Annotated in this window: 16 protein-coding genes and 1 pseudogene; 10 read left to right on the plus strand and 7 right to left on the minus strand. The window is 69.9% G+C overall.

Annotation, left to right across the window (positions count from 1 at the left end):
- Positions 1 to 45 precede the first annotated feature (45 nt).
- The 7 genes from ACIRQP_RS13445 to ACIRQP_RS13475 form a co-directional block, all read right to left on the minus strand.
- Entirely contained in the window at positions 46 to 1,656 is a 1,611-nt protein-coding gene (locus tag ACIRQP_RS13445; RefSeq protein ID WP_403888093.1) for an Hsp70 family protein, read from the minus strand.
- A 1,668-nt stretch (positions 1,657 to 3,324) separates the two neighbouring features.
- Positions 3,325 to 5,874, minus strand: coding sequence for a hypothetical protein (locus ACIRQP_RS13450; RefSeq protein ID WP_403888095.1), 2,550 nt, complete (start codon positions 5,872 to 5,874; stop codon positions 3,325 to 3,327).
- Positions 5,871 to 7,778 (minus strand): hypothetical protein, encoded by a 1,908-nt coding sequence (locus tag ACIRQP_RS13455; protein ID WP_403888098.1) that lies wholly within the window; start codon positions 7,776 to 7,778, stop codon positions 5,871 to 5,873. The genes ACIRQP_RS13450 and ACIRQP_RS13455 overlap by 4 nt, the downstream gene beginning before the upstream one ends.
- A 5-nt stretch (positions 7,779 to 7,783) precedes the next feature.
- Positions 7,784 to 9,334: an AAA family ATPase gene (locus ACIRQP_RS13460; protein WP_403888101.1), complete on the minus strand. Its 1,551-nt coding sequence runs from the start codon at positions 9,332 to 9,334 to the stop codon at positions 7,784 to 7,786.
- Positions 9,335 to 9,925: a 4Fe-4S cluster-binding domain-containing protein gene (locus ACIRQP_RS13465; protein WP_403888104.1), complete on the minus strand. Its 591-nt coding sequence runs from the start codon at positions 9,923 to 9,925 to the stop codon at positions 9,335 to 9,337.
- On the minus strand, positions 9,913 to 10,116 hold the full coding sequence (locus tag ACIRQP_RS13470) for a DUF2997 domain-containing protein (protein ID WP_403888107.1): 204 nt from the start codon (positions 10,114 to 10,116) through the stop codon (positions 9,913 to 9,915). Before ACIRQP_RS13470 ends, ACIRQP_RS13465 begins: the two co-directional genes overlap by 13 nt.
- Positions 10,117 to 10,351: 235 nt before the next feature.
- Positions 10,352 to 10,873: a DinB family protein gene (locus ACIRQP_RS13475; RefSeq protein ID WP_403888110.1), complete on the minus strand. Its 522-nt coding sequence runs from the start codon at positions 10,871 to 10,873 to the stop codon at positions 10,352 to 10,354.
- A gap of 168 nt (positions 10,874 to 11,041) precedes the next feature.
- Between ACIRQP_RS13475 and ACIRQP_RS13480 the strand changes: the two genes are divergently transcribed.
- The 10 genes and pseudogenes from ACIRQP_RS13480 to ACIRQP_RS13525 all read left to right on the plus strand — a co-directional run bounded on the left by ACIRQP_RS13480 (position 11,042) and on the right by ACIRQP_RS13525 (position 25,119).
- Positions 11,042 to 11,500 (plus strand): MarR family winged helix-turn-helix transcriptional regulator, encoded by a 459-nt coding sequence (locus tag ACIRQP_RS13480; RefSeq protein WP_403888113.1) that lies wholly within the window; start codon positions 11,042 to 11,044, stop codon positions 11,498 to 11,500.
- Positions 11,497 to 12,963: pseudogene (locus ACIRQP_RS13485) on the plus strand (MFS transporter). Before ACIRQP_RS13480 ends, ACIRQP_RS13485 begins: the two are co-directional and overlap by 4 nt.
- A gap of 94 nt (positions 12,964 to 13,057) precedes the next feature.
- Positions 13,058 to 13,615, plus strand: coding sequence for a cysteine hydrolase family protein (locus ACIRQP_RS13490; RefSeq protein WP_403888116.1), 558 nt, complete (start codon positions 13,058 to 13,060; stop codon positions 13,613 to 13,615).
- A 225-nt stretch (positions 13,616 to 13,840) separates the two neighbouring features.
- Positions 13,841 to 14,623 carry a helix-turn-helix domain-containing protein gene (locus tag ACIRQP_RS13495; RefSeq protein WP_403888119.1) on the plus strand — a complete coding sequence of 261 codons (783 nt, stop codon included), beginning with the start codon at positions 13,841 to 13,843 and terminating at the stop codon, positions 14,621 to 14,623.
- Positions 14,624 to 14,868: 245 nt separating this feature from the next.
- Positions 14,869 to 15,873 (plus strand): LacI family DNA-binding transcriptional regulator, encoded by a 1,005-nt coding sequence (locus ACIRQP_RS13500; RefSeq protein WP_403888122.1) that lies wholly within the window; start codon positions 14,869 to 14,871, stop codon positions 15,871 to 15,873.
- A gap of 217 nt (positions 15,874 to 16,090) precedes the next feature.
- On the plus strand, positions 16,091 to 17,425 hold the full coding sequence (locus ACIRQP_RS13505) for an ABC transporter substrate-binding protein (protein WP_403888125.1): 1,335 nt from the start codon (positions 16,091 to 16,093) through the stop codon (positions 17,423 to 17,425).
- Between the two features lie 7 nt (positions 17,426 to 17,432).
- Positions 17,433 to 18,377: a carbohydrate ABC transporter permease gene (locus ACIRQP_RS13510; RefSeq protein ID WP_403888128.1), complete on the plus strand. Its 945-nt coding sequence runs from the start codon at positions 17,433 to 17,435 to the stop codon at positions 18,375 to 18,377.
- Between the two features lie 47 nt (positions 18,378 to 18,424).
- Complete coding sequence (locus ACIRQP_RS13515) at positions 18,425 to 19,231, plus strand: carbohydrate ABC transporter permease (protein WP_403888583.1); 807 nt, start codon at positions 18,425 to 18,427, stop codon at positions 19,229 to 19,231.
- Between the two features lie 57 nt (positions 19,232 to 19,288).
- On the plus strand, positions 19,289 to 22,021 hold the full coding sequence (locus ACIRQP_RS13520) for a glycosyl hydrolase-related protein (protein WP_403888131.1): 2,733 nt from the start codon (positions 19,289 to 19,291) through the stop codon (positions 22,019 to 22,021).
- Between the two features lie 56 nt (positions 22,022 to 22,077).
- A complete protein-coding gene (locus tag ACIRQP_RS13525; protein ID WP_403888134.1) occupies positions 22,078 to 25,119 on the plus strand; it encodes a glycoside hydrolase family 2 TIM barrel-domain containing protein in 3,042 nt (1,013 codons plus the stop codon).
- Positions 25,120 to 25,128: the final 9 nt, after the last annotated feature.

Genomic DNA, 25,128 nt, shown 5'->3' on the forward strand with positions numbered 1-25,128 from the left:
GCGATTCCTCGGGGTGCGGTGGCGGGAGCGGCGCGGGCGGATCGGTCACGCCAGCCGGACGACCGGTTGCCGGTCCAGCACCAGCGTCTGGCGGCGCAGATCGTAGGCGGTGACGGTCAGCCGCTTGTGGGCGTCGATGCGGAAGTCCAGGCGGAAGCGGTCCTCGCCGGCCGTCGCGGGCGGGTCGGCCTCCAGGAAGGTGGGACTGTCCTCGTTGAGCCAGAGCATGGATCGCTGCTGGCGCTGCTGCGGGGTGACGGCCACGGCACGGGCGCCTCCGCCGGCGTCGAAGGCGATCTCCAGTTCGGCGCTGGCATCGCGGTAGGTCGCGTGGGCCAATTCGTAGACGGCCAGGCCTAGCCTGCGCTGCCGTTCGTGGACAGCCCTGATGGTGAGCGTCCTTACCGGCTCCTCGGTGGGGTAGGAGGTGCCCGCCTCGACGAGGGTCTCGAAGTCGTAGGCCCCGGTGTCGTGGTCGACGTGCCGGATGGCGTAGTCGTGCTGAATGTGGTCGAACAGCTCACTGCCGCCCGCGATGCCGGCGGCTCCGGCGGCCACCGCCTCCAACGGCCGGTCCAGGCGCACCACGTCGGGATCGAAGTGCAGGTGCACCAGGTCCTGCACGGCGGGGATGAGGCAGCTGCCGCCGACGAGGAATACCTCGCGGATGTCCTCGGTGCCGAAGCCGCGGGCCGCGGCGGAGTCGAGGCAGGACCGCAGCGCCTGGTTGATCCGGCGCAGCACGCCCTTGTCGCGCAGCAGCGCGTCGAACTCGCCGCGGCTGACGGTGACTTCGTGCACCCGGTCGGTACGGGCGTCGTCGGCGCGGATGACGGCCCGGTCGGCGGTGGCCAGCTGCCGTTTGGCCCGCTCGGCGGAGACCAGGAGGCGACGGAAGACCTTGTTGCGTCCTATCTGGTCGCCGTGCGGCAGGGAGAGACGGCCGAGGGCGTGTTCGGCGAGGTGGGCGTCGATGTGGTTGCCGCCCAGGTCCAGTCCCCGCTTGGCAATGGTCCGCACCCCGGCCCCGGCCCCCGCCGTGTCCGGTTCCTGCACGCGGACGACGGATACGTCGAGGGTGCCGGCCCCGAAGTCGATCACGGCGAACGCGTCGCCGGGGTTGAGCCGGGCGCTGTAGCCGACGGCCGCCGCGGTGGCCTCGTCGACGACCCGCAGCCTCGCGGCGGGCAGGCCGTCGCGGACCTCGCGCACCAGCCAGTCGCGGTAGCCGTCGAAGGACTCCACGGGCGCGGTGGCGACGATCTCCAGGTCGTCGTCCTCGATGGCGAGCAGGGCCAGCGCCATGATGTCGCTGAGGAACTGGGTGGCCGCCTCCCGGCCGGTGATCTTGCGGTCGCCGACGGTGCGGGCCGCGTCGTAGGAGTGCCCGGAGACGTTGGTCTTGGTGGACGCGAAGACGGTGAAGCCCGGGTCCTCGTCCATCTCGGGGGTGACCTGGACACCGAGGCGGCGGGTCGTGCCGTCGTGGGCGTAGGCGATGAGCGAGGGCACCACCCGCTGAGTGGGGCCCGGTCCGGCCTCGCGCAGCACGTCGACGCCGGGCAGCGGGACGGGGACGCCGCGGCCCGCCTCGTGGTCCCAGCCCGCCACGACGGTGTTGGCGGTGCCGAAGTCGATCCCGATACGGGTGGTCATGCGTCTCCCTCATGCTGAATGTCCGGCTGTCGATCCCGCGCGCCGCGTCGGCTGCCGCCGAGGGCCACGTCGGTGGAGCCGCCCGCGGGCACGGCGGGCGGGTGGCCGAGGGCGATGTCGCCGCCGAAACGGTCCGTGAGACAGGCCGTCAGCAGTTCCAGCGCCTCCCGCACCGCGGGGTCACCGACCTTCGTACCCAACTCCCGGGCGCGGTGCCACTGCTGCGGGGTGGCGTGCCGTAACGGCTGTTCCAGCGCTTCGCGGGCGGAGGGCAGATGGGAGTTGTGCACCTCGATGGCATCGAGGGCGCCGCTCTCCGGTTCGGCGAGCGACATCGCACCGGTGACGATCACGTCTCCCCGGGTGGACACCGCGATCAGGGTGGGGAGTTCGTGCACCAATCGGTAGAGACTCGTGGCGAAAGCGGTGTCGAGGGGGTACTTCCACAGGCTGGTGAACGCTCTTTGGAATGCCGCCTTTTCGGCGGGACCGTACGGCCGGCTCCCTGACGCGAGCGTCCGGATACTGTCGAACGCGCCCCGGTCCGGGGGATGCCCGCCATCGCGCCGTATACCACCGGACGCGGAGAGGACCTGAATCCTACGGGGGTGTCCCCACTCGGAGGCCGCGACGAACGCCAGCGTATCCGGGCCGAGGAAGCTCACCGCGCTCGCGCCGCCGGCTTTGTAGTGGAGTACGGTCCCGTATTCGTCCACCACGAGTATCGAGCGGGTAGTGGCGATGGCGATCAAACGGGATTCCGGCAGGGTCGCGATGTCGCGGACGACCTGCCCTGTGGGCGGCCGTGACCCGAGGAGCTCCCCGGCCTCCACGGCGATCCGGGGAACGGAGACGTACCGGGGGCGGGAGGCGCCGCGGTCGACGAAGACGAGCCCGGACGACGTGACCGCGACCACGCCCGTGCTGGCCCGGCCCATTCCCGACACGACATCCGGGCCTGTCAGAAGAATCTCGTCGTACCCGGGGCGGACCCGGATGATGGCCTCGAACGGCGGATTTCCCGGGCACAAATCCATTCGGTAGAGCTCGTCGCCCAGATGCAGAATCGAGTGGGCCGTCACCCACGACAGGAGGCCGGCCCTTTTCGTCGCACGCGTGGTCGTCTGTTCGCCGCGGAGGTGCGGGGTCCTTTCGCCGGTCGCGATCCGAATGGTCTCCATCAGACCGTCGGGGCCCGTCACGCCGGGCGATGACCGCGCCGCGACCACGACGAGTTCGGTTTGGTCGGGGGAGAAAGCAACCAGTACCCCGCGGCCGACGGTGTACGAGGTCACTGTCTTTCGGGGCAGCTTCTCGACGGTGGCCGCCAGCCGCTCGGGAGGGAACTCGGCAAGTGCGGTGAGGAGCGCGCCGCGCTCTCCGGTGCGCGAGTGGTCGGGCAGCATGCGGGCGGCCGCCGCGGCCTTGGCCAAGGGCAGGTCGAGCGTGAGCCGACGCAGTTCGTCCCACTTCCCGTGCTCCGCCAACTGGCGGCCGAGATAGTCGAGTTCGTCGTACGACATCTCGGCGATCCGGTCACGTCGATCGCCCGTGACCACGACCCGGATGATCTCCGCGTCGCCCTCCGCGGCCATGACCGTACGCAGCCGTTCCCGTACGTCCGGGGTCGCCGCGCGGTAGGCCAGAGCCAGCAGGGCCCCGTCCGGATCAAGAGCCTGGCGCTGGGCGTTCTGGCCGATCAGAGCGAGATACGCGGCCTGGTCGGCGGGCTCTTCCGGGGCCGCCGCCGCCAGTTCGAGACCATCGCTGTCGGACAGGTCCGCGGCCCTGGCACGTACGGCGTCCTGCGCGGCCGGGTCGCCCCCGGCGCATGCCCGTATCACCCGCTGCCAGGCACGCCGGGCGAGCGGCCCCCGGGAACCGTCGGTACGACGGGAGGCGGCGCCGCGCAGCAGCCGGGCGGCGGCGTCGGCAGTCAGTGGCTTCGTCACGGCGCCACCCGCCCAACTCGATCTCGTGGTCCCCCACGACCGCCCCGTCGCGCGCGTCCCCGATCCCGATGTCGTGCCTGAACCCGTGTTCCAGGCAGGCCGACAGGAGGGCCAGTGCGTGCCGGGCCGTAGGGCCGAGGTCCGGATAGCGCCGCAATCGGGCCACCTCCGCCAGGTCCTCACGGTTCAAGGACCCCATGGACCGGGTGAGGGCCGATTCCTTCGAGGTGAGGTCGTAGAGGTTGACGGTCGGGCCGTCTCCGGCGACGGCGAGGACGTTGCCGGAGGGCGACAGCCGTACGCGGGGCCGCTCGGGCGGGGCGCCGACGAGTTCGATCCGCCTGTGCACGAGGTGGTCGGGCATGGGGATCTCGCGGGTCGGCGGCACGGCGAGGATCTCCAGGTGCGCCCCCCTGACCGCGACGAACCGGTGCAGGGCGGGCGACCAGGCGAGGCCGGTGGGGAGCTGCCCGGGAGACCACACACGGGCGGCCGCCGGTACCCGCGTGGAGGTGAGCGGGTCGTGCCACACGTTCAGCGTGCCCGAGAGCGTGATGCGGACCAGCGCGGAGGGCGACAGGGCGGCATGCGCCTGGCCGGGCCCCGTGTCCAGGTGACCGTGGATCTCGTTGACGGTCCCCTCGGCGAGATCGACCACCACGATGTTCTGTTCGCCGAACACCGCGGCCAGCCGTCCACTGGGGGACACGGCGGCGCCCCAAGGATCGAAGGAGTTCCTCCCGTACAGTTCGAACACCTTGGTCAGTGGCCCGTCGGCCGCACCGAGGAAGACCTCGGAACGAGGGTCCGCGGCCACGATCTGCCGCTGTGCCGCAACCAGGAACGCCCGGTCACCGGTGGTGCGCTCCAGCCCCACGACACGAGCGGTCCCGAAATCGAGCGGCCGCACACCGTGGCGGTCGGCGTAGTGGATCTTCTTCACCTGGGCCTTGCTGACGTTACGCGCATAGTCCTCGGCTACGACGATGGTGTCCGGACCCAGGTGTGCCACGCGTGTCAGGGGGTGCACGAAGTCGGAGTGGAGCCGCGAGACCTTCCGGCTGCGCAGGTCCACCACCCCGGCGAAGGGCTCATCTTTCCGACGCGTTCCGACGAAGGCGAGTTGCCTCCCGTCCGAGGAGAAGTCGAGGTCATGGACGGCGCATGCGCCGAAGGCCTCGCCGAGCGACACATGGACCGGCTCGATGCGCGACGGCATGACGGAAACGGCGCTCAGGCCGTCGTTGATGACCAACGGGTCCGCCGCGTGCAATGCCTCGAACAGTTCGCGAGCGTCCTCGGCGGACGGCCGCCATGTCCCGAACCGACGGACCGTGTCGGCGGCCTCGGGCAAGGGCAACAGCGGGACGAGCGGCCACAGCCGCACCCAGTCGCCCCGGCCGGTCAACTGCCGTACCAGGTAGTCGCGTTCACCTACCGTGAGGGAGGCGAAGTCACGCCGGTCGAAACGCTGCCCGGCCAGGACCCGCAACGTGTCGATGCCGCTGGAGGCGGCCATGGCAGCCCTCAGCGCCGCCCGCTCCGCCGTGGACCCACCCCGGTATCCCACGGCGAGCAGGGCCCCGTTGGGGTCCAGCGCCTGATACTGCTCGTACTGCCCGGTGCGGACGAAGAAGACGGCGCGCTCGACCTCGTCGGCGGGGGCGAGGTGGTGCGCGACGCAGAAGTCCCTCACCTCGGGCGTCTCGATCGCCGCCGCGCAGTACAGGTCCACGGCCTCGGGATCGTCCAGCTCCAGCAGCCGGGCACGGGCCCGCTCGCCGACGGGGTGGTCGAAGCGCGCGGCGGCATCGGCGAGCAGGGCCGGGGCCAACGGCCCCGTGGTGTCGCCGAGGGCCAGTCGGCTGAGTGCGCGCGTACGAGGAGGGACCGCGTCCGTGGCGGGGCGGTTCCACCGCGTCAGCAGAGGCCACGGCACGGTGTCCGGCTCCTTCAGCCAGTCCGTCCACGCGGTGTCGACGACCCAGCCGGGAACCGTCGAGACGTCGGCCGCCAACTCGTCGAGCACGGGGGACGTCCACCGTCGTACGGGTCCTCCCGACACCCACGGCTGGAGCCAGATCCGCCACACCGCGTCGTGCCCCTCGGACGCGGCGGCCCGTGCGACGGCCCGCAGGCTCGCGGGCTCGCCGGAGTCGGCCGCGCCCAGCACAGTTGCCAGAGCACGGCGGCCGAGGGGCGCTATCGGTACAGCCAGAGAAAGACGCAGCAGGAGCGAGGCGGTCCACAGGCGCATCGGTCTCATCCCGCCGTTCCACGGTCGCCCAGGGCGATGTCCTGCGGCCCGCCGGCGGACACCGGCCCGGGGCCCAGGGCTATCTCCCCGTCGAAGCGGTACCCGAGACAGGCCGCCAGCGCGTCGAGCGCGTCGCGTACCTCGGGGTCGCCGATCAGCGGCAGCAACTCCCGTACGCGCTGGAGGTCCTGCCGGGCATGGTGCAGCAGCGGCCGCTCCAAGAGCTCGCGCGCCGTGGGCAGATGAGGGCTGTGCACCTTCAGGTCGCGGTCGAAGGACATCGTTCTCGTCGTGACGACCATGTCTCCCCACGGCGCCACCGCTATCGGCATGCGGGTCGCGCTCGTGATCTTCCCGAGGTGCAAGGCCGAGGTGTAACGCCAGGGGACGATGTCCTCGTCGATTCCCCCGAACCTGCCGAACATCGGGTCCGAAACGAGGATCCGCGCCGCGAAGCAGTCGTCCAGGGCCCTCCCGCGCCAGGTACCGAGCGGCCACCGCTCCCGGATCGCTCCCTCATGGTCCGCGGTGAGCCGCGCGGCGCCCCCGGGCGGGAGTTCCCAGATCTGGGTCCGCTGCCCGGAGATCTTGACGGATCCCTGCTCCGGGGGTCGGTACCGGTGCAGGGCCAGCGAGGTGGGGGAGAGGAAGGAGAGCGCGGGGTCGCCCCGTCCGCGGAACGCGTCGGCGCCGGTGTCCGTGATCTCGTGGAGCACCATCCCTTCCTCGTCCATCACCAGCAACTCACCGTCGCAGTACAGCGCGACGAGACCGGCCTCCGGCAGCGTCGTCAGTTCGGTCCCGAACTCGTCGATACGGAGCCCACGGCCGCCGTTCCGCCGGGCCATCCGGGGCACTTCCCGGCGCCGCGGCTCACGCGTACCGTGATCGACGAAGACCAGGCCCGTGGGGCAGGCCAGCACCGCGCCACGGCTCGACCTGCGGGCGCGGGAGAAGTCGTCTCGCGGATAGCGCAGGTCCGGCCGGCCGGACAGGAGTCTGAGGAGCCGGCCACGGCCGCTCCATCCCCGCCTGACCAGGATCTCCTCCCCGAGATGCAGCACGGTGAAGACGTCCTCGCCGACCACCATGGACCGGCGGAAGCGAGGCGTTCCTTCGCCCGTACCGATCCGGACCGTGTCGATCCGCAACGCGTCGACCTCCACCCACCGATCGTGGGTGTACCGCACGGCCAGTTCGGCGGAGTCGGGAGAGAACGACGCGTCGATGTCGGAGCAGTTCTCGCCCGTCGGGTACGCGATCACATGCTCCCGCGGCAGCCGGCCGACCAGGTACCGCAGCCCCTGCGGGAACCGCTCGGCCAGTGCGGTGAGCGCCGCCTCGGCGTCGCCCGCGCGCTCTCGTTCCGGCAGCAGGCGGGCGGCGGCGACCGACTTGGACAACGGCAGGTCCAGGGCGAGGCGGCGCAGTTCGTCGAAGCGCCCGTGCTCGGCGAGCCGGCCTCCGATGTGGTCCACTTCCTCGTACGACATTCCGGCGGCGCGGTCCCGTTGCTCGCCGCCGACGACGCCACGGACCGCGTCCACGTCCCCCTCGGCGGCCATGACCGCGCGCAGCCGCTCGCGCGCCCCGCCCGTCGCCGCCCAGTACGCCAGCGCCAGCAGCGCCCCCTCCGGGTCCATGGCCTGCCGTTGTGCCCGCTGCCCGATCAGCGTCAGGTAGATCGCCCGGTCCGCGGGCTCCTCGGGTCCCGCCGCCAGCAGTTCCAGCACGTCGGTGTCCGGCAACTCCGCCGCGCGTACGGCCTCCTGCACCGCCGGGTCTCCGGCCGCGCACGCCCGTACCAGCCGCGACCACGCCCGGCGCGCGCGCATTCCGCGTGAGCCGTCCGGCCGTCGCCGCGCGGCCGACCGCAGCAGCCGGGCGGCTCCGTCCCCCGCCAGTCGTGCCACCCCCGCTACACCTCCAGTACCGGAACCTGGTGCCCGGCCGCCTGCGCGGTCCCGACGAAGGAGGCCGACTGGGCGCGGCCCTCGCGCAGCCAGGCACGCAGATCCTCGATGACCTCGCGCTGGGACTTGCTCAACGGCACGGTCCTGGCCGCCGCGCGGGCTATATCGGCGGTGGTGATGTCCCGCTCGTCGTCGGAGAAGGCCTCGTACATCGCGTCCACGACGACCTGTTCCAGCTCGGCGCCGACGAACCCGTCGCAGTCCCGGGCCAGTTGGAGGACGTCGAACATCTCCGGCTTGCGCCCGCGCTTGCGCAGGTGGACGGTGATGATCTCGCGGCGCTCCTCCTCGGTGGGCAGGTCGAGGAAGAACACCTCGTCGAACCTGCCGCGGCGCAGCGTCTCCGGGGGCAGCGCGCCGACATCGTTGGCGGTGGCCACCACGAACACCGGCGCGGTCTTCTCCTGCATCCAGGTCAGGACGGTGCCGAAGACCCGCTGCGAGGTGCCGCCGTCGTGGCCGCCCGCCGCCAGCGCCTTCTCCACCTCGTCGATCCACAGCACGCACGGGGACACGGTCTCGGCCAGCCGCAGCGCCCTGCGCACCCGCTCCTCCGACTCGCCCACCAGCGAACCGAACAGCGCGCCGACGTCCAGGCGCAGCAGTGGCAGCCGCCACAGCCCGCCGATCATCTTGGCGGTGAGGCTCTTGCCGGTTCCGGGGATGCCGATGAGCGCGATGCCCTTGGGGGCCGGGAGACGGAATTCACGCGCCGCGTCACTGAAGGCGCGCTCACGCAGCCGCAGCCACTCCTTGAGCGCCTCCAGGCCGCCGAGGTCGTCGGGGCTCTCCTCGGCGGCGTAGAACTCCAGGGCCTCGCTCTCCCGGATGACCGCTTTCTTCTCGGCCAGCACCGCCTCGATGTCACGGTCGTCGAGCACCTCATCGCGCACGATCGCCTTGGCGAAGGCGCGCCGGGCCTGCGCGGCGGTCAGCCCCAGCGCGGCCTGCGCCAGGCGGCTGCGGCCCGCCGGGGTGAGGGTGGACTTCACGCCCTTGGTGCTGTCGATGAGGTGGTCCAGCTCGCGGCGCAGCGCATCGGCCTCGGGCAGCGGCATCTCCACCACCACCGCGTCGTCGCCCAGTTCCACCGGGATGTCGCGTACCGGCGTGGTCACGATCAGCGAGGAGCCGGTGTAGACGAGTTTGTGGGCGAGGTTGCGCAGACGTCGGCGTACGGCCGGGTCGCGTTCCCAGAAAGCGTGGAAGTCCTTGAGCACGTACAGGTCGCGCCGACGTGGCTCCTTCTGCGCCAGCTCCTTGATCTTGGACAGCGCGTCCGGCGGGGTGGCGGCCTTGGGCAGTTGCCGACCCGTTGTGGACTCCAGGCCGTCGGCGATGTCCCAGGAGACGAGGTCGGACGAAGGATCCCGGTCGCGCCGTACCTGGTCCAGCACTTCCAGCGCGCGCTGCTCCTCGACCGTGACGAGCACGATCAGCGCCACCCGGGCGCGCAGATACAGCCGGATCTCGTCATGGATGTTCACGGTGCCCACTCAGAACTCTCCTCCAGGCGCGTGCATGCCTGTGAACGTCACCGTCGCATCGTCCGCGATGGTGATCTCCAACTCGGGTACGGCGGCCAGGTCTTCCGCCGTATAGCGGTCGGTGCGCGCCCAGTACTCCTTGTTCGACGAGCCGCGCAGTCCCCGGGCCAGCGGCAACTGGCGATTATAGCGCCCCGCGATCACCAGATCGGCGTCGGCCACGGCCGCCGAGCGGGCCGGGTCCTGTTCGATCTCGCGGCGAGTGAATCCGGTCAGCACGATCACCGACAGGCCACTGTGGGCCCGGAGTTCGGCACAGAACGCGGCGACCGCGACGGGTTGCTCCAGCGGCTCACCGCCGGTGAGCGTGACGCCCTCGATGCGCGTGGCGTCGGCGAGCGTTTCGCCGACCACGTCGCCGACCGTACGGACCAGGCCGGCACCCGCCGTCGGATGGGTCTCCGGGTTGAAGCACCCGGGGCAGCTCAGGGCGCAGCCCTGGCTCCAGATGACACGCCGAATTCCCGGGCCGTTGGCGGCACTCCGGGGAAGGACGGCATGCAGGTACCACGGCGTGTCGAGGTCGCTCACCCCTGCCACAGGCGGTCCTGCTCCTCGGCCGTTCCCTCCTGATACGCCTCCTCGGTGAGCTCCTGGTGCTCCACCGTCCCGCCGAGCAGCCGGACCAGCTCGTCGGTGTCCCGCACGCACCGCGTCCCGGCGACACCCTGGACGTGCACCTCCACGGTGCCATCCGCGGAGATGACGACCTCGACGGTCTCCTCTGCCATCAACCCACCCTTCGCCACAAAGAAATGATTTCTCCCAGACTGCCGCGCAACGTTCGGGAGGGATCCCGAAGATCCTCGACTGGCACCAGTTCTCCACATCGCCGGTCGCCCGGCGAGCGTCTCCCGGCTGCCGGGCGAGGGGTCGCCGGGCGAGGGGTCGGCGCGCGTTCAGTCGGCCTTCCGCGCCTGCCGACGACGAGGCGGCCCAGTGCGCCGCGCACCGGTAGCCGGCCTGTCAGCGGCCGGTGGATCCGTCGATCCGCTCGCGGAGGATGTCGGCGTGGCCGGCGTGCCGGCCGGTCTCTTCGATCATGTGCACCAGGACCCATCGCATCGATGGTGCCGGTCCCCGGCGCGGGGGGCGCGGGGCGGGAAGGGCCAGATCCGGGCAGGCGTCGATGACTTGGTTCGCTCGCTCGACGGTCCTCCGGTAGTCGGTGAGCACGCTGTCGACGGTGTCCTCCGCGGACGGCCGCATGGTCGCATGCCAGCGGCCGACATCCTCACCGAGGAAGTAGAAGCGTTCGACGAACGCCAGATGCTTGAGGAGCCCGAGAAGGTTGGTGCCGGAGGCCACTCCGCCCGTTCGGACGTGCGGTTCCGGCACGCCCGTGACCTTGTCCGCGACCGCGTTCCGCAGATAGTCGAGGAAGTCCCGCAGGGTGGCTTTCTCGTCGGCGCCTGTCCGCGGAGGTCCGGTGTCCTTCGCCTGGGTGGCGGCGTCGGCGTCGGGCCGTCGGCGTCGGGTGGAATCCATCTGGGCTGCCCCTTCGTCGGCCGGCGTGCCGAGCGTGATCCGATACGCACCTTCGACGCCGGTGAGGTACCGACAGCATCGCCACCGCCGTTTCGCTCTTGCAAGAAAAGTTGCGGATCCGCATCATCGGGTTTGCGCAGTCCAGACTGCGCAAGTTAGCCTGTATATATGCGTGAGATGGCCAGCACCCCCGACGGCGTGTCCGAATCAGCCGCCCGCGCGGCCCGCGAGGTCCGTGTGGTCTTCAGCCGGCTGAGACGCCGTATGCGCGAGACCTACGACCCCGGCGACCTCACCCCGTCCCAGACGTCCGTCCTCAGTCGACTCGACAAGGACGGCGAGGCGTCGGTCAGTGACCTGGCGGCCGTCGAACGCGTCCGGCACCAGTCGGTGGCCGCCACCGTCGGCGTCCTGGTGGAGCGCGGCCTCGTCTCCCGCCGCCAGGACCCCGCGGACGGCCGCCGTCAACTGGTCTTCGTCACCGACGGCGGCCACTCCTTTCTCGAGGACCGCCGCCGAGCCGGCGAGGGGTGGCTCACCCGCGCCCTGGAGGACCAGTGCACGGAGGAGGAGCGCCGCACCCTCCTCGCCGCGACGGCCCTGCTGGAACGGATAGTCCGGTCATGACCGGAGAGCTGACCCGCGTGCTGCGCCGGCTGCGCCCCGGCGGAGCCAAGGGGCCGGCGGACGGCTTCGACCGACACCTGCTGGCCCCGATGATGCTGGGATCGGCACTCAACCCGGTCAACTCCTCCATCATCTCCGTCTCGTTGGTGCCGATCGGCGCCGCCTTCGGTGCCCCGCCCGCCCGGACGGCATGGCTCATCTCCGCCCTCTACCTGGCCACTTCCATCGGGCAACCCGTCGTGGGACGGCTGATCGATCTCTTCGGCCCCCGCCGCCTGTTCCTGGCCGGGACGGCGCTGACCGGCGTCGCCGGCGTCGTCGGCACGCTCGCCCCCAACCTCGGCGTGCTCATCACGGCACGGGTGCTCCTCGGCCTCGGCACCTGTTCCGGCTATCCGGCAGCCATGTACCTCATTCGCACCGAGGCCCGACGTACCGGCAAGGAGAGCCCCGCCGGCGTCCTCACCGCCCTCGCCGTCACCACCCAGACCATCGCGGTCATCGGCCCGAGCCTCGGCGGCCTGCTGATCGGCGTCGGCGGCTGGCGCGCGACCCTGGCCGTCAACATCCCCCTCGCGATGGCCGGCCTGTACCTCGGCGCCCGCCGTCTCCCCGCGACCCCCGCCTCCCGCCGTGACGACGGCCGCCACCCCGTGAACGACCTGGACCTGCCGGGCATGGGCCTGTTCACCGTGGCCCTCGTCTGCCTCCTGCTGTTCCTCATGAACCCCGGTGGCGGGGACTGGTACCTCGCGATCCTGGCCGTCGCCGCGGCAGCCGGCTTCACCTGGCGCGAACTGCGAGCGCGGCAGCCCTTCATCGACATACGCGTACTCGGCGGCAACCTGCCGCTCCTCGCCACCTACGCCAGGGCCCTGCTCGCCTATGTCGTCAGCTACGCCTTCCTGTACGGCTACACGCAGTGGACGGAGGAGGGACGCGGACTGTCCGCCTCCCAGGCCGGCCTGGTGCAACTCCCCCTGTTCGTCACCGCGATCGTCGTCTCCACCCTCACCGGACGACGCCAGGCCATCCGTGGCAAGCTCCTGATCGGCGCCGTCGGCCAGATCGCCGCCTGCGCCCTGCTGCTCCTTCTGCACGACCACAGCCCCCTGTGGATGCTCCTGGCCGTCGTGTTCGTCCTCGGAGTCCCCAGGGCCTGAACAGCCTCGCCCTGCAGAACGCCGTCTTCCACCAGGCCGACGGCGAACGCATGGGCTCCTCCGCCGGGCTCCTGCGCACCTTCGGCTACCTCGGCGCCAACGTCGCCTCCGCCGCCAACGGCGCCTTCTTCGGCCAAACGCGCCGACACCGACGGCCTGCACCACCTCGCCGCCTTCATGCTCGCCGTCAGCGTCCTGTTCCTCGTGGTGACCGTCGTCGACCGCTCCTTGCGCCGCATCGGCACACCACGCACGAACGACACCTCCGCCGAGACCGAATCCCGGCACACCGACCCGTGACCGAGCCCTCCGGGCCCCGCCCGACAAAACCCGCCCCGCGGCGCCTCCGCCGCGTACGGCGACCCGCCCCGCCCCGAAACACCAAGGATGAACCATGACAAACTCTGCCCTGCTCGTGATGGACGTCCAGAAGGCCATCACCGATCGCGTCCCCGACCCCGACCCCGACTACACGCCCCGCCTCGCACGCGCCGTCGCCGCGGCCCGATCCGCGGGCGTCCCCGTGGTGTTCGTCGTCGTCGGCTTCCGCCCCGGCCACCCGGAGACCAAGTCCAGCCCGCTCTTCGGCGCCCTGCCCGACGGAGCCTTCACCGACGACGACCCCCAGGCCGCCATCCATCCGGACGTCGCGCCCCGCCCCGACGAGAGCATCGTCACAAAGAAGCGCGTCAGCGCCTTCGTCGGCAGCGACCTCGACCTGGTGCTGCGCGGCGGCGCCATCGACCACCTGGTCCTGACCGGTCTCGCCACCAGTGGCGTCGTCCTGTCCACCCTCCGCCAGGCCGCCGACCTCGACTACCGCCTCACCGTCCTGGCCGACGGCTGTGGCGACGCCGACCCCGAGGTCCACCGGGTGCTGACGGAGAAGGTCTTCCCGCGCCAGGCCGACGTCACCACCATCGACGCCTGGATCTCCGACCTCACCGCCTGACACCTGGGGCGTGCCTCAGAAGCCCCGTCTGCCCCGCGCCGGCGGCGGACCGTTGGTCAGGCCGGGGGCGCTTGAGACCAGCGCTCTTCGGCGCCCGGTCGGTAGCCTCGCCGTCATGGTGTTTGACTCCACTCGTTTCGATCTCCAGCCGTATGTCGGTTTTGATATGGATCGTTACGTTCGTCGGACGTATTGCGGTGGGGAGGACACCGGCTGGCGCGGTCCTTGCTCGTTCAGCGGTTCGAGCACGTCCCCGCGGCCGAGGAGATGGAACTGCCGGGCGCGGCGGATCTGCATCTGGTGTTGCCGGTCGCGGGTCGGGCGGTGATGGAGGCGCGCAGTGGTGGCCGGGGGAGCCGCTGCACGTGGGCTCCGGGACGGCTTGAGGTGGGGATCCCGGATCGGCCCGTCCTGCGCCGTTATCGCGGGGACGCGGCAATGCGGAGCGTGCAGATCCATATTCCGCGTGGCACCGTCGACGCGGTCGCGGCGCGGTTGGGTGGCCGCGCGGTGGACTATGAGGCCATGGCCGCTTCCTTGGCCGCGGGGGACCCGCTGATCGAGGAGGCTGTCCGCGCTGTTGGTTCCCTGGACGAGGCCGGTGATCTGTATGCCGAGTCCACGGCCGCCTTCCTGACCGTGCACCTGCTGACCCGTCATGCGGGACAGCCCGATCCCCGGCCTCCGACGCGGGAAGACGCACGCGTCGGCGCGGCCGTCGCGGTGATGCGTGACCGGCTGGCCGACCCGATCACCTTGGCCGAGATCGCCGGCGAGGTGCACCTCAGCGTCTATCACTTTGTCCGGGTCTTCAAGGGATCGACCGGAATGACCTCTTATCGGTTTCTGACCCGGCTGCGGATCGAGGAGGCGAAACGGCTGCTGCGCGACACCGACCTGGCGATCGCCCAGATCGCGGTGCGGTGTGGCTTCGCCGGTCCGGGCGCTCTGTCGGCCTCCTTCCTCCGGCACACCGGAGCGCGCCCCTCCGTCTACCGCGACCCTTGACAGGGTGTTAGGGCCTTTCGGCACGGCCTCGGTCGCCGGTCGGGCAGGGACACACACCGGCGGCCCACCGTTGTGATGGGCGGCCGGGTGGTCGCGTCCGACGTGGATGACGTGCGGTTCCGGCGCCCAGGTGATCAAGGCCGGACCTGTCCATCAGGGCATCCGATCTCGCGCCGCCGCGCCCCGCGCGGGCATACTCGGGCCCTGCGGGCGCATCGGCACCCGCGAGCAGTGGGAGGTACGCGATGGTGATGTCGTCGGGGACAGAACCCCGGAAGGTCACAATCAATGACGTCGCCAGGTCCGTCGGGGTGTCCCGGCAGACCGTGTCGCGGGCGCTCAACGACAAGGATGAGATCGACGGTTCCACCAAGCAGCGCGTGCTCGACGCCGCCCGGGAGCTCGGCTACCGGCCGAGCCGGTTCGCCCGTGGTCTGGTCCGGCAGGACACCACCACCATCGGGCTGGTGATCCCGGATCTGCTCAACCCGTTCTTCACCGAGGTCGCCGCGGCCGCTCTGGAGGCGGCCAGGGGCCGCGGCTGGCACGTCGTCGTATACGACACCGCGGACAGGGCCGAAGAGGAACTCGGCACACTCCAGGTGATCGCCTCGCAAGTGGACGCGGTCGTCGGCTACTTCAGCTGCTCCGAGGACGAACTCGAACTGTTCACCCGCGGCGTCCCGGTGGTGCTCATCGGCCGCGAACACCACAGCGCGCGGTTCAGCTCCATCCGGATCGACGGCGAGGAGGGCGTCCACACCGCGATCGCGCACCTGGTCGCCGCGGGCCACAAACGCATCGGCATGCTCGACCACGACGGCCGCGCCGAGCCGAGCATCCGGCGCGAGTGGTTCACGAAGGCCGCGGCGGCGTACGGGATCGACGCCGGCAGGGTGGTCGGCGCGGACCAGTCGGCCGACGGCGGTGGAGCGGCGCTCAAGACCTTGCTCACCGCCCATCCCGATGTCACCGCGGTTCTCACCTTCAACGACATCATCGCGATCGGCGTCCTGCGCGAGGCGCGCCGGCTCGGCAGGAGCGTCCCGCAGGATCTCGCCGTGATCGGCTTCGACGGTCTGCAGCTCGGCGCCCTTGTCGAGCCTCCGCTTTCCAGCGTCGCCCTCGACACGCGAAAGCTCGGCGCGCTCGCCATCGACCAGGTCGCACGGCTGCTGACCGGGGTGGACCCGCTCGGGAACGACGAGCTCGTCGTCCGGGCCGAGCTGCGGTTGGGCGGTTCCGCTTAACCTGCCGGACTCGTGCATGACCGAAAGTCTTGACACTCGACCGCACCGGAGCGCACACTTCCGAACAATTCAGAGCTTCCGTGAACGTTCACGTGAGCGCTCACGAGGGGCCTGTCAGGCCCAGGCCCTATCCGTTCCGACCAGTAAGGCATCTCGGCCGAGGTGTCAAAGTCGACCCGTCCAGCGCCGTCGCTGGTCGTTCCCTGGTAAGGAAAGTATGAGCAACACAGTCACGCGCATCCGCCTCGCCGTCGTCGCCGCGGCAGCCGGCATCGCCGTACTCGCCGGGTGCTCGTCACCCGCTCCGTCGGGCGACGCGTCCGCGGACTCCTGCGCGCCCGCCAAGGGCAAAGTCACCCTCCAGTACTGGAACACCGTGCCGGGCATGGAGCAGGTCGTCGCCCTGTGGAACAAGAAGAACCCGGACATCCAGGTTCAGACGAAGAACATCTCCAACGACCAGTACGGCACGCTCGGCAACGCCCTCAAGGCGGACAAGGCGCCGGATCTCGCCCAGGTCGGTTACGACCAACTCCCCAGCCTGCGCACCCAGAACTCCTTCGTGGACGCCTCGGCCTGCTCGGCGGCCCCCGCGGCCAAGTCGAAGTTCGTGCCGTGGACCTGGTCGCAGACCAGCTTCGGGGACACCGGCGTGTTCGCCTTCCCGCAGGACACCGGCCCGATGGCCCTCTACGTGCGCAGCGACATCTTCAAGCAGCACGGCGTCGAGATCCCGAAGACCTGGGACGAGTACGCGGCGGCTTCGGAGAAGCTGCACAAGGCGGACCCCAACCTCAGCATGACGTTCTTCGACCCGAAGAACGCCGAGTGGTTCAACGGACTTCTCTGGCAGAACAGCGCCCAGATGTACAAGTACTCCGGCGACAAGTGGCACGTCACCGTCGCGTCCGAGCAGAGCAAGCAGGTCGCCGAGTACTGGCAGAAGCTGATCGCCGACAAGCTCGTCCGTACCGACCTCGCCAACGGTTCGACCCAGATGTACGCGGCCTACCAGAAGAACCAGATAGCCAGCTACGTCGGCGCCTCCTGGGGCTACAGCATGTTCCGCGACAATCTGCCCGACCAGGCCGGCAAGTGGTCGATCGTTCCGATGCCCACCTGGGGATCGAACACCGCGTCCGGCAACTGGGGCGGATCCACCGTCGCGTTCATGAAGGGCAGCAAGCACCTGTACGAGTCGGTCAAGTTCAACACCTGGCTGAACACCGACCCGGAAGCCCTCGCACTGGAGAACAAGCTGGGCGGCCTCTACCCGGCGGCCACCGCCGGTCTGGAGCTGCCCGCACTCTCGCAGGGCGTCCCGTACTACAACGACGAGAAGGTCTTCGACGTCTTCGCCGACTCGTCCAAGAACATCGACACCAGCTTCTCCTGGGGTCCCACCCAGAAGACGGTGAACCTGGCGCTCCAGGACGCGATGGCCAAGGCGACAGCCGGCAAGGGCACGCTCTCCGACGCACTCTCGGACGCCCAGGCGGCGGCACTGAAGTCGATGAAGGATCAGGCGATCCCGGCTACAGCGGGCAAGTGACCGGGGTATGACTGACATCGCAACCCGCGCGCCCCGCGGGGTGGCTGCCACGGGAGGCCGTCGCCGTCGCAGCGTCGGCCCCCGGGCGGGCACCATCGTCGCGTTCCTGACGCCGTTCTTCCTCCCGTTCGTGCTGTTCTACCTGGTGCCGGTCGGCTACGCGATCTGGCAGAGCTTCCTCGTCGTGCGCCGTACCGGCGGCCAGTACGGCACGTCGTACACGACCTTCGGCGGCTTCGAACAGTACGTGCAGGTGTTCCAGAACGCCGAGTTCAGGGCCAGCGTCGGGCGCATCGCACTGTTCGGCATCGTGCAGGTGCCGATCATGCTGTTCATCGCGCTGATCATGGCGCTGCTGCTCGACACCCCGCTGCTGAAGCTCAAGTCGTTCTTCCGCATCGCGGCGTTCATGCCGTACGCCGTGCCCGGCGTCATCGCCGCGATCATGTGGTCGTACCTGTACTCGCCGCAGCTCAGCCCCGTGGTCGACCTGCTGAAGGACATCGGCCTCCAGCCCGACTTCCTCGGCCCGGGTGCTGTGCTGTGGTCGGCGGCGAACGTCTCCACCTGGCTCTGGACCGGCTACAACATGCTGATCATGTTCTCGGCACTCCAGTCGATCCCGCAGGAGCTCTACGAAGCCGCCAAGCTCGACGGCGCGAGCAACTGGACGATCGCGTGGCAGATCAAAGTCCCGATCATCGCCCCGTCGATCATCCTCACCACGGTGTTCTCGATCATCGGGACGCTACAGCTCTACGCCGAGCCGGCCGTGCTGCGCCAGATCTCCTCGAACATCTCCAGCACGTACACACCGAACATGCTCGCGTATGCCGTGGCCTCCGGGAACAACTACCAGCAGGCAGCGGCGGTCTCCGTGGTCATCGCCGTCATCACCTTCGTCTTGAGCTTCGGATTCATGCGACTGACCTCGAAGAAGGCCGGATTGTGAGCAACCACACCCTGATCCGAGAAAGCCGCGTCAGCCGCACGGCTGCCATGTCTCTGATGTTCCTCCTGGTGATCTACTTCCTGTTGCCGATCTACTTTCTGATCGTCGCGGCGACGAAACCACAGGGAGACCTCGCCTCCACCAACGGGCTGGCCTTCTCGGACTTCAACCTGTTCAGCAACTTGGGGACGCTGTTCAGCCGCAGCGACGGCATCTTCGGGCAGTGGGCTCTGAACAGCGTCATCTACGCGGTGCTGGGCGCGGCCGTCGGCACCCTGATCTCCGCGCTGTGCGGCTACGCCCTCGCCAAGTTCACGTTCCGGGGCCGCGAGTTCCTGTTCTCCGTCATCCTCGGCGGCGTCCTCGTTCCCACCACCGCGCTCGCGCTCCCGCTGTTCCTCCTGTTCTCGGCGACCGGGATCGTCAACACCTACCTCGCGGTGTTCCTGCCCAGCATCGTCAGCCCGTTCGGCGTCTACCTCGCCCGGATCTTCGCCGCCGCCGCCGTCCCCGAGGAGATTCTGGAGTCGGCGCGCCTGGACGGCGCCGGCGAGTTCCGTACGTTCTTCTCGGTGGCGTTGAAGCTGATGGCGCCGTCACTGGTGACCATCTTCCTGTTCCAGTTCGTGGCGATCTGGAACAACTTCTTCCTGCCGATGGTGATGCTGCAGAAGGAGTCGCTCTTCCCGATCACACTGGGCCTCTACGAGTGGAACGGCCAGACCGCCCGTGCCCCGCTCCTCCAGGAATCCGTGATCACCGGCTCGTTGGTCTCGATCGTGCCCGTGATCATCGTATTCATCCTCCTCCAGCGGTTCTGGCGCACCGGGCTCGCCTCCGGCTCCCTCAAGTAGCCCCGTACCGCCGCTCTTCCGGCTCCCACGCCCCCGCGAACAGAAAGCCCCCGCGCTATGCGAAACTCCGCCGTCTTCGTGCCCCATTTCCATTGGGACCGGGAATGGTATGAGCCCTTCCAGGTTTTCCGGCACCGGCTCGTCGCCGCTCTGGACACCGTGCTGGAGACGGCCGAGGCGAACCCGGACTTCCGGTTCACCGTCGACGGACAGATGGCCGCCATCGAGGACTACCTGGAGATGCGACCGGAGAACCGCGACCGAGTCGTGGCCCTGGTCGCCGGCGGCCAACTCGCCATCGGACCGTGGCTCATCCTGCTCGACGAGTTCCTCTGCTCCGGCGAGACCATCGTGCGCAATCTGCAGATGGGATGGGCGGCCGCGGCGGAACTCGGTGGCTCGATGCCCATCGGCTACCTGCCGGACATGTTCGGTCATGTCGCGCAGATGCCGCAGATCCTGGCGCGCGCCGGAATCGAACATGCGGCGCTGTGGCGCGGTGTTCCCGGCTCTGTCGACGGTCATGCCTTCCGCTGGCGCGCTCCCGACGGCTCGGAGGTGCGCACCGAGTTCCTCTTCGACGGCTACGACAACGGCCTCGACGTGCTGCTGGTGCCCGACCAGATCGGGCGGGCGCTCGGCGAGTACGCGGAGATGACGGCCGAGCGGTGGGGTGACGACCCCGTGCTCGCGATGGCCGGCACCGACCACAACGCGCCCGACCCGCGACTCGCGAGCTGGCTGCGGCGCGCGTCCAGCGACGAGCGCGCCATCACCATCGCGACGCTCGACGAGTACATCCGCGAGCATGTGCGCGACGAGGTCTCCGCCGTCGTCACCGGTGAGCTGCGCAGCCACGTGCGCGGCAACATCCTCCCGGGCGTGCTCTCCGTACGGCTCGCGCTCAAACAGCGGATGGCCGTCGCCGAGCGCACCATCGACCACGCCGAGCGGGTGAACGCTCTCTGGTCCCGGCGCGACGACTCGCCGTTCCTCTCGCTCGCCTGGCACAAGATCATCGAGTCGACCGCGCACGATTCGGTCGTCGGCTCCGGTACCGACGAGACCTCCGATCAGGTCGAAGCACGTCTCGCCGAAGCCACGCACACCGCGCGGGCGGTCCGGGACGCGGCCCTCGCCGTGCCCGCCGCCCTGCTGCCGAGCGACGCCTACCTGGTCGCCAACCCGCTGCCGTTCCCGCGTACGGCACTGGTGGAGGTGGACGTCGTGGCCCCGCCGGAGGGAACCGTTCTGGTCGCGACCGCCGCCGACGGCTCCGCGCATCCCGTGCAACTGGTCTCCGAGGCCCCGACCGTGCTCAGCGACGAGCACATGGACGCCTCGCAGCTCGAACGTGTGCTGCGCCGCATCCACCGCCGCGAGCTCTTCGGCCGTCTGATCGACCACTACGAACTCACCCCGGGATCGCTCGTCTTCCATCTCGCCGAGGTGCCGACCAGCGGACCGTTCGACCTGCTGATCCTGCGCCGGGAGGTCGCCACCGCGGCCGCCGCGCATCCCGGTCGGTGGAGGGTGCTGACGCTGGAGGAAGCTCGCGCGACCGCGCTGGTGCCCGTGCACGTACCCGCCTCGGGGCTCGCGGGTTTCCGGGTCGAACCGAGCGACCGGACCGCTGTGCGGCCGACGACGTCCGCACCCGCGACGGCGACGGCCCGCACGCTCTCGAACGGACTGGTCGAGGTCTCGATCGCCGCCGACGGCACCCTGGACGTGACCGGGTCCGACGGCACCGTGCTGTACGGAGTCGGCCGCCTCGTCGACGGCGGCGACCGCGGCGACAGTTACAACTACGCTCCACCGGCGCGGGATGTGCTCGTGTCGGAGCCGACCGAGGTCTCCGTCGAGCTTCTTGAGAACGGCCCGCTGCGTTCGAGGACGCGTGTCACCCGCGTGTACGCGTGGCCCACCGCGCTCTCCTCCGACGAGCGCGACCTACGCGGCGGCCTGACCGTGCCGACCCCGGTGGAGACACTCGTCGAGGTGCGCGCGGGTGAGCCGTTCGTGCGGGTCTCCACGTCGTTCCTGAACCAGTCCGCCGACCACCGGCTGCGCTTCCATGTGCCGCTGCCCGAGCCGGCGGCCGTGTCCGCGTCCGCCGGTCAGTTCGCCGTCACCGAGCGTGGGCTCACCGCCGAGGGCGGCTGGGGCGAGTACCCGATCCCGACCTTCCCCGCGAGTTCGTTCGTATCGGCCGGCGCCGCCAACGTACTGGTCGACCACGCGACCGAGTACGAACTCGTCGGCGACGGCTCCGAAATCGCCCTGACGCTGCTGCGCGCGATCGGTTCCATCAGCGTCAACATCCATCCGCTCCGTGACGAGCCCGCGGCGACCGAGATCCCCGCACCCGGCGCGCAGGATCTCGGCGTGCGCATCGAGAACCGTTTCGCCGTCGTGCCCTCGTCGACCGGTTGGCAGGGCGCGAACGCGGTCGCTCTCGCCGAGGAATTCCGCAACGACGTACTGGTCGCCCGCGGGACCGCGCCCGCCGGAGGCCAACTGCCCCCCGACGCGACCGGCCTGCGGGTGGACGGTGCGGACATCCTCGTATCGAGCATCCGCCGCGTCGCGGACGACGATCAAGGTGCCGGTATCGAGGTGCGGTTGGCCGCGATGAGCGACACGGGGTCGACCGCCCGCGTGACCGGCGCGTTCACCGAAGCCACCACGGTCGACCTGCTCGGCCGGCCGCTCTCCGCGACGCCGGTCACGGACGGACTGGAACTCGTCCTCGGCCCGTGGGAGATCCGAACAGTCGTGGTCCGGTAGACAACCGCACGCACGCGAAGGACCACCAGCCAAGCTCCGATCACGTGAGTCGGCGAATGCGGCCGGCGTTCGGATCCTTTCTGTTATCAAGAAAGAGTTGTGACCTCGTGCACTCCCCACTTTCCGCGTATGTCTCGGACACCACACCAGGGCGTGGCGCGCTGCGCACGGCGCGTTCGTGGCTGCACTCCGACGCCCCTTCTCTTTCACTGAACGGGCATTGGCGTTTTTGTCTGTCGCGAACGGCGCCGACGGCGGAGGATTTCGCGTCGGAAGGCTTCGACGACAGCGGCTGGGACAGCATCCCGGTCCCCTCCCACTGGGTGCTCCAGGGCGACGGAGCCTACGGCCGGCCGATCTACACGAACGTGCAGTTCCCGTTCCCGGTCGACCCGCCCCATGTCCCGGACGAGAACCCCACCGGCGACTACCGCCGCCACTTCGACATGCCCGCCGACTGGTCGCGAGCCGAGCGCGTCGTGCTGCGGTTCGACGGTGTCGAGTCGCTCTTCAAGGTCTGGGTGAACGGAGACGAGATCGGCAGCGCCGGCGGCAGCCGGCTCGCCCACGAATTCGACGTGACCTCGTCTGTGCGTCCGGGCGACAACGTCGTCGCCGTACGCGTGCACCAGTGGTCGGCGGCCAGCTATCTCGAAGACCAGGACCAGTGGTGGCTGCCAGGCATCTTCCGCGATGTCACCCTGATCGCACGGCCGGTCGGAGGCATCGAGGACGTCTGGCTGCGCACCGGGTTCGAGCAGGGGCGGGGGCGGATCGAGACGGAGGTCATCGCCGGCGCGGCGGCCTTCCCGGTCACCCTTCGCCTCCCCGAACTCGGCATCGAACAGATCTGGGCGACAGCGGCCGATGTGGCCCCGCTCGATGTCGGGGGAGTGGAGCCCTGGTCGGCCGAGCACCCCCGCCTGTACAACGCCACCGTGTCGACGGCCGCGGAGAGCATCGCCCTGCGGGTGGGTTTCCGCACGGTCGAGATACGCGGCGACCAGTTCCTGGTCAACGGCCGCCGCGTCGTGTTCCACGGGATGAATCGCCACGAGTTCCACCCCGTGCGCGGACGCGTCTTCGACGAGGAGCACGCCCGCGAGGACCTGGCCCGCATGAAGCGGTTCAACGTGAACGCGATCCGCACCAGCCACTACCCACCGCATCCACGACTGCTCGACCTCGCCGACGAACTCGGATTCTGGGTCATACTCGAATGCGATCTTGAGACGCACGGCTTCGACCATCTCGACTGGGTGGGCAATCCAAGCGACGACCCGGCGTGGCGCGGAGCCTATCTCGACCGCATCGAGCGCACCGTCGAACGGGACAAGAACCATCCCAGTATCGTGATCTGGTCGCTCGGCAACGAAGCGGGAACCGGCAGCAACCTCGCCGCGATGTCGGCGTGGGTCCATGCCCGGGACGCCGGACGGCCCGTGCACTACGAAGGCGACCACGCCGGCGAATACACCGACATCTACTCGCGCATGTACCCGTCGGTGTCCGAGACCGAGCGGATCGGAACCGACGGCTCACACTCGACGCTGCTGAACTGCACCCCCGCGCAGAGCGCTCGGCAGCGCTCCAAGCCGTTCCTGCTCTGCGAATACGCCCACGCGATGGGCAACGGGCCGGGAGCGCTCGACCAGTACGAGGCGCTCGTGCACGCGCATCCACGGCTGCACGGCGGCTTCGTCTGGGAATGGCGCGACCACGGCATCCTGACGACGACCGCGGACGGTACGCCCTATCACGCGTACGGCGGCGACTTCGGAGAGGTCGTACACGACGGCAACTTCGTGATGGACGGGGTGCTGTTGAGCGACGACGTCCCGACTCCGAGCCTCCACGAGTACAAGGCGGTCGCGCAGCCGCTCCGCTTCACCTTCGACGGTGACGCGCTCGCGGTGACCAACCTGCGGCACTCGGCCGACACGTCCGACCTGCGCTTCCGCTGGCGCGTCGAGCACGACGGGACGCTCGTGGATTCCGGGGACATGGAGGTCCCCGTCATCGCGGCAGGCGAGTCGGCGCGGGTGCCGCTTCCACGGATCCCGGTGTCGCGAGACGCGGAGACGTGGCTCACCGCCGACGCGGTACTGGCGGCCGGGACCGCGTGGGCGAGCGCCGGGCATGTGATCGCGACCGCGCAGCTGGACCGTTCGACGCGTCGTCCCGTACCGGTTGTGCGACCCGAAACCGATTGGCGGCAGAGCGACGGCACACTGACGCTCGGACCCGCCGAGTTCATCGACGGGTCCCTCGTACGCCTCGCGGGTCGCGCCGTGGTGGGCCCGCGGCTGGAACTGTTCCGCGCCCCGACCGACAACGACGAAGGCGCGTCCGACGATGTCGGCGAGAGCGACGCCAGCGTCGCCGGGGTTTCCAACGCCGAGCTGTGGCGTCGCGACGGTCTCGACCGGCTGGTCACGCGGCGACTGTCCGTGGAGTGCACCGCGACGGCCCTGCGGACGATCAGTAGAGTCTCCGCGGCGAACTCCGCCTCGTCCGTGATCGTGGAGTCGGTCTGGTCGCTTGAGGGCGACGGACTCGACCTGCGTGTGGAGATCGAGCCGTCGAGCGGTTGGCTGACGGTGTGGCCGCGGATCGGGATTCGTTTCGAGCTGCCCGATGGCGCGGCTCCCATAGACGGCGCCGAATGGTTCGGCCTCGGCCCGTTCGAGTCCTACCCCGACAGTCTTCGCGCGGCGCGTACCGGCCGTTTCTCCTCAACCATCCGCGACCTCTCCGTTGCCTACGCGCGGCCCCAGGAGACGGGGCACCGCTCCCAGTTGCGAGAGCTGGCACTGACGAGCGCCGGTACCGAGGCGCTGCGCATGACGACCATCCCGGACACGCGCGGACGGCGCCCCGGCTTCACGCTCAGCCGTCACATCCCACAGCAGATCGCACGAGCCGGACACCCGTTCGAGCTTCCGGAGTCGACGACGAGTCACCTGATCGTCGATGCGGCCCAGCACGGGCTCGGCTCACGGGCCTGTGGACCGGATGTGTGGCCCGAGTTCGCGCTTCGCCCCGAATCCCGCACGATCAGGCTGCGCATCACAGCAGGCCAGAGCCAGGAGGACTAGACCTGGGGT

Source organism: Streptomyces sp. NPDC102274, assembly GCF_044766385.1.
Lineage (GTDB): Bacteria > Actinomycetota > Actinomycetes > Streptomycetales > Streptomycetaceae > Streptomyces.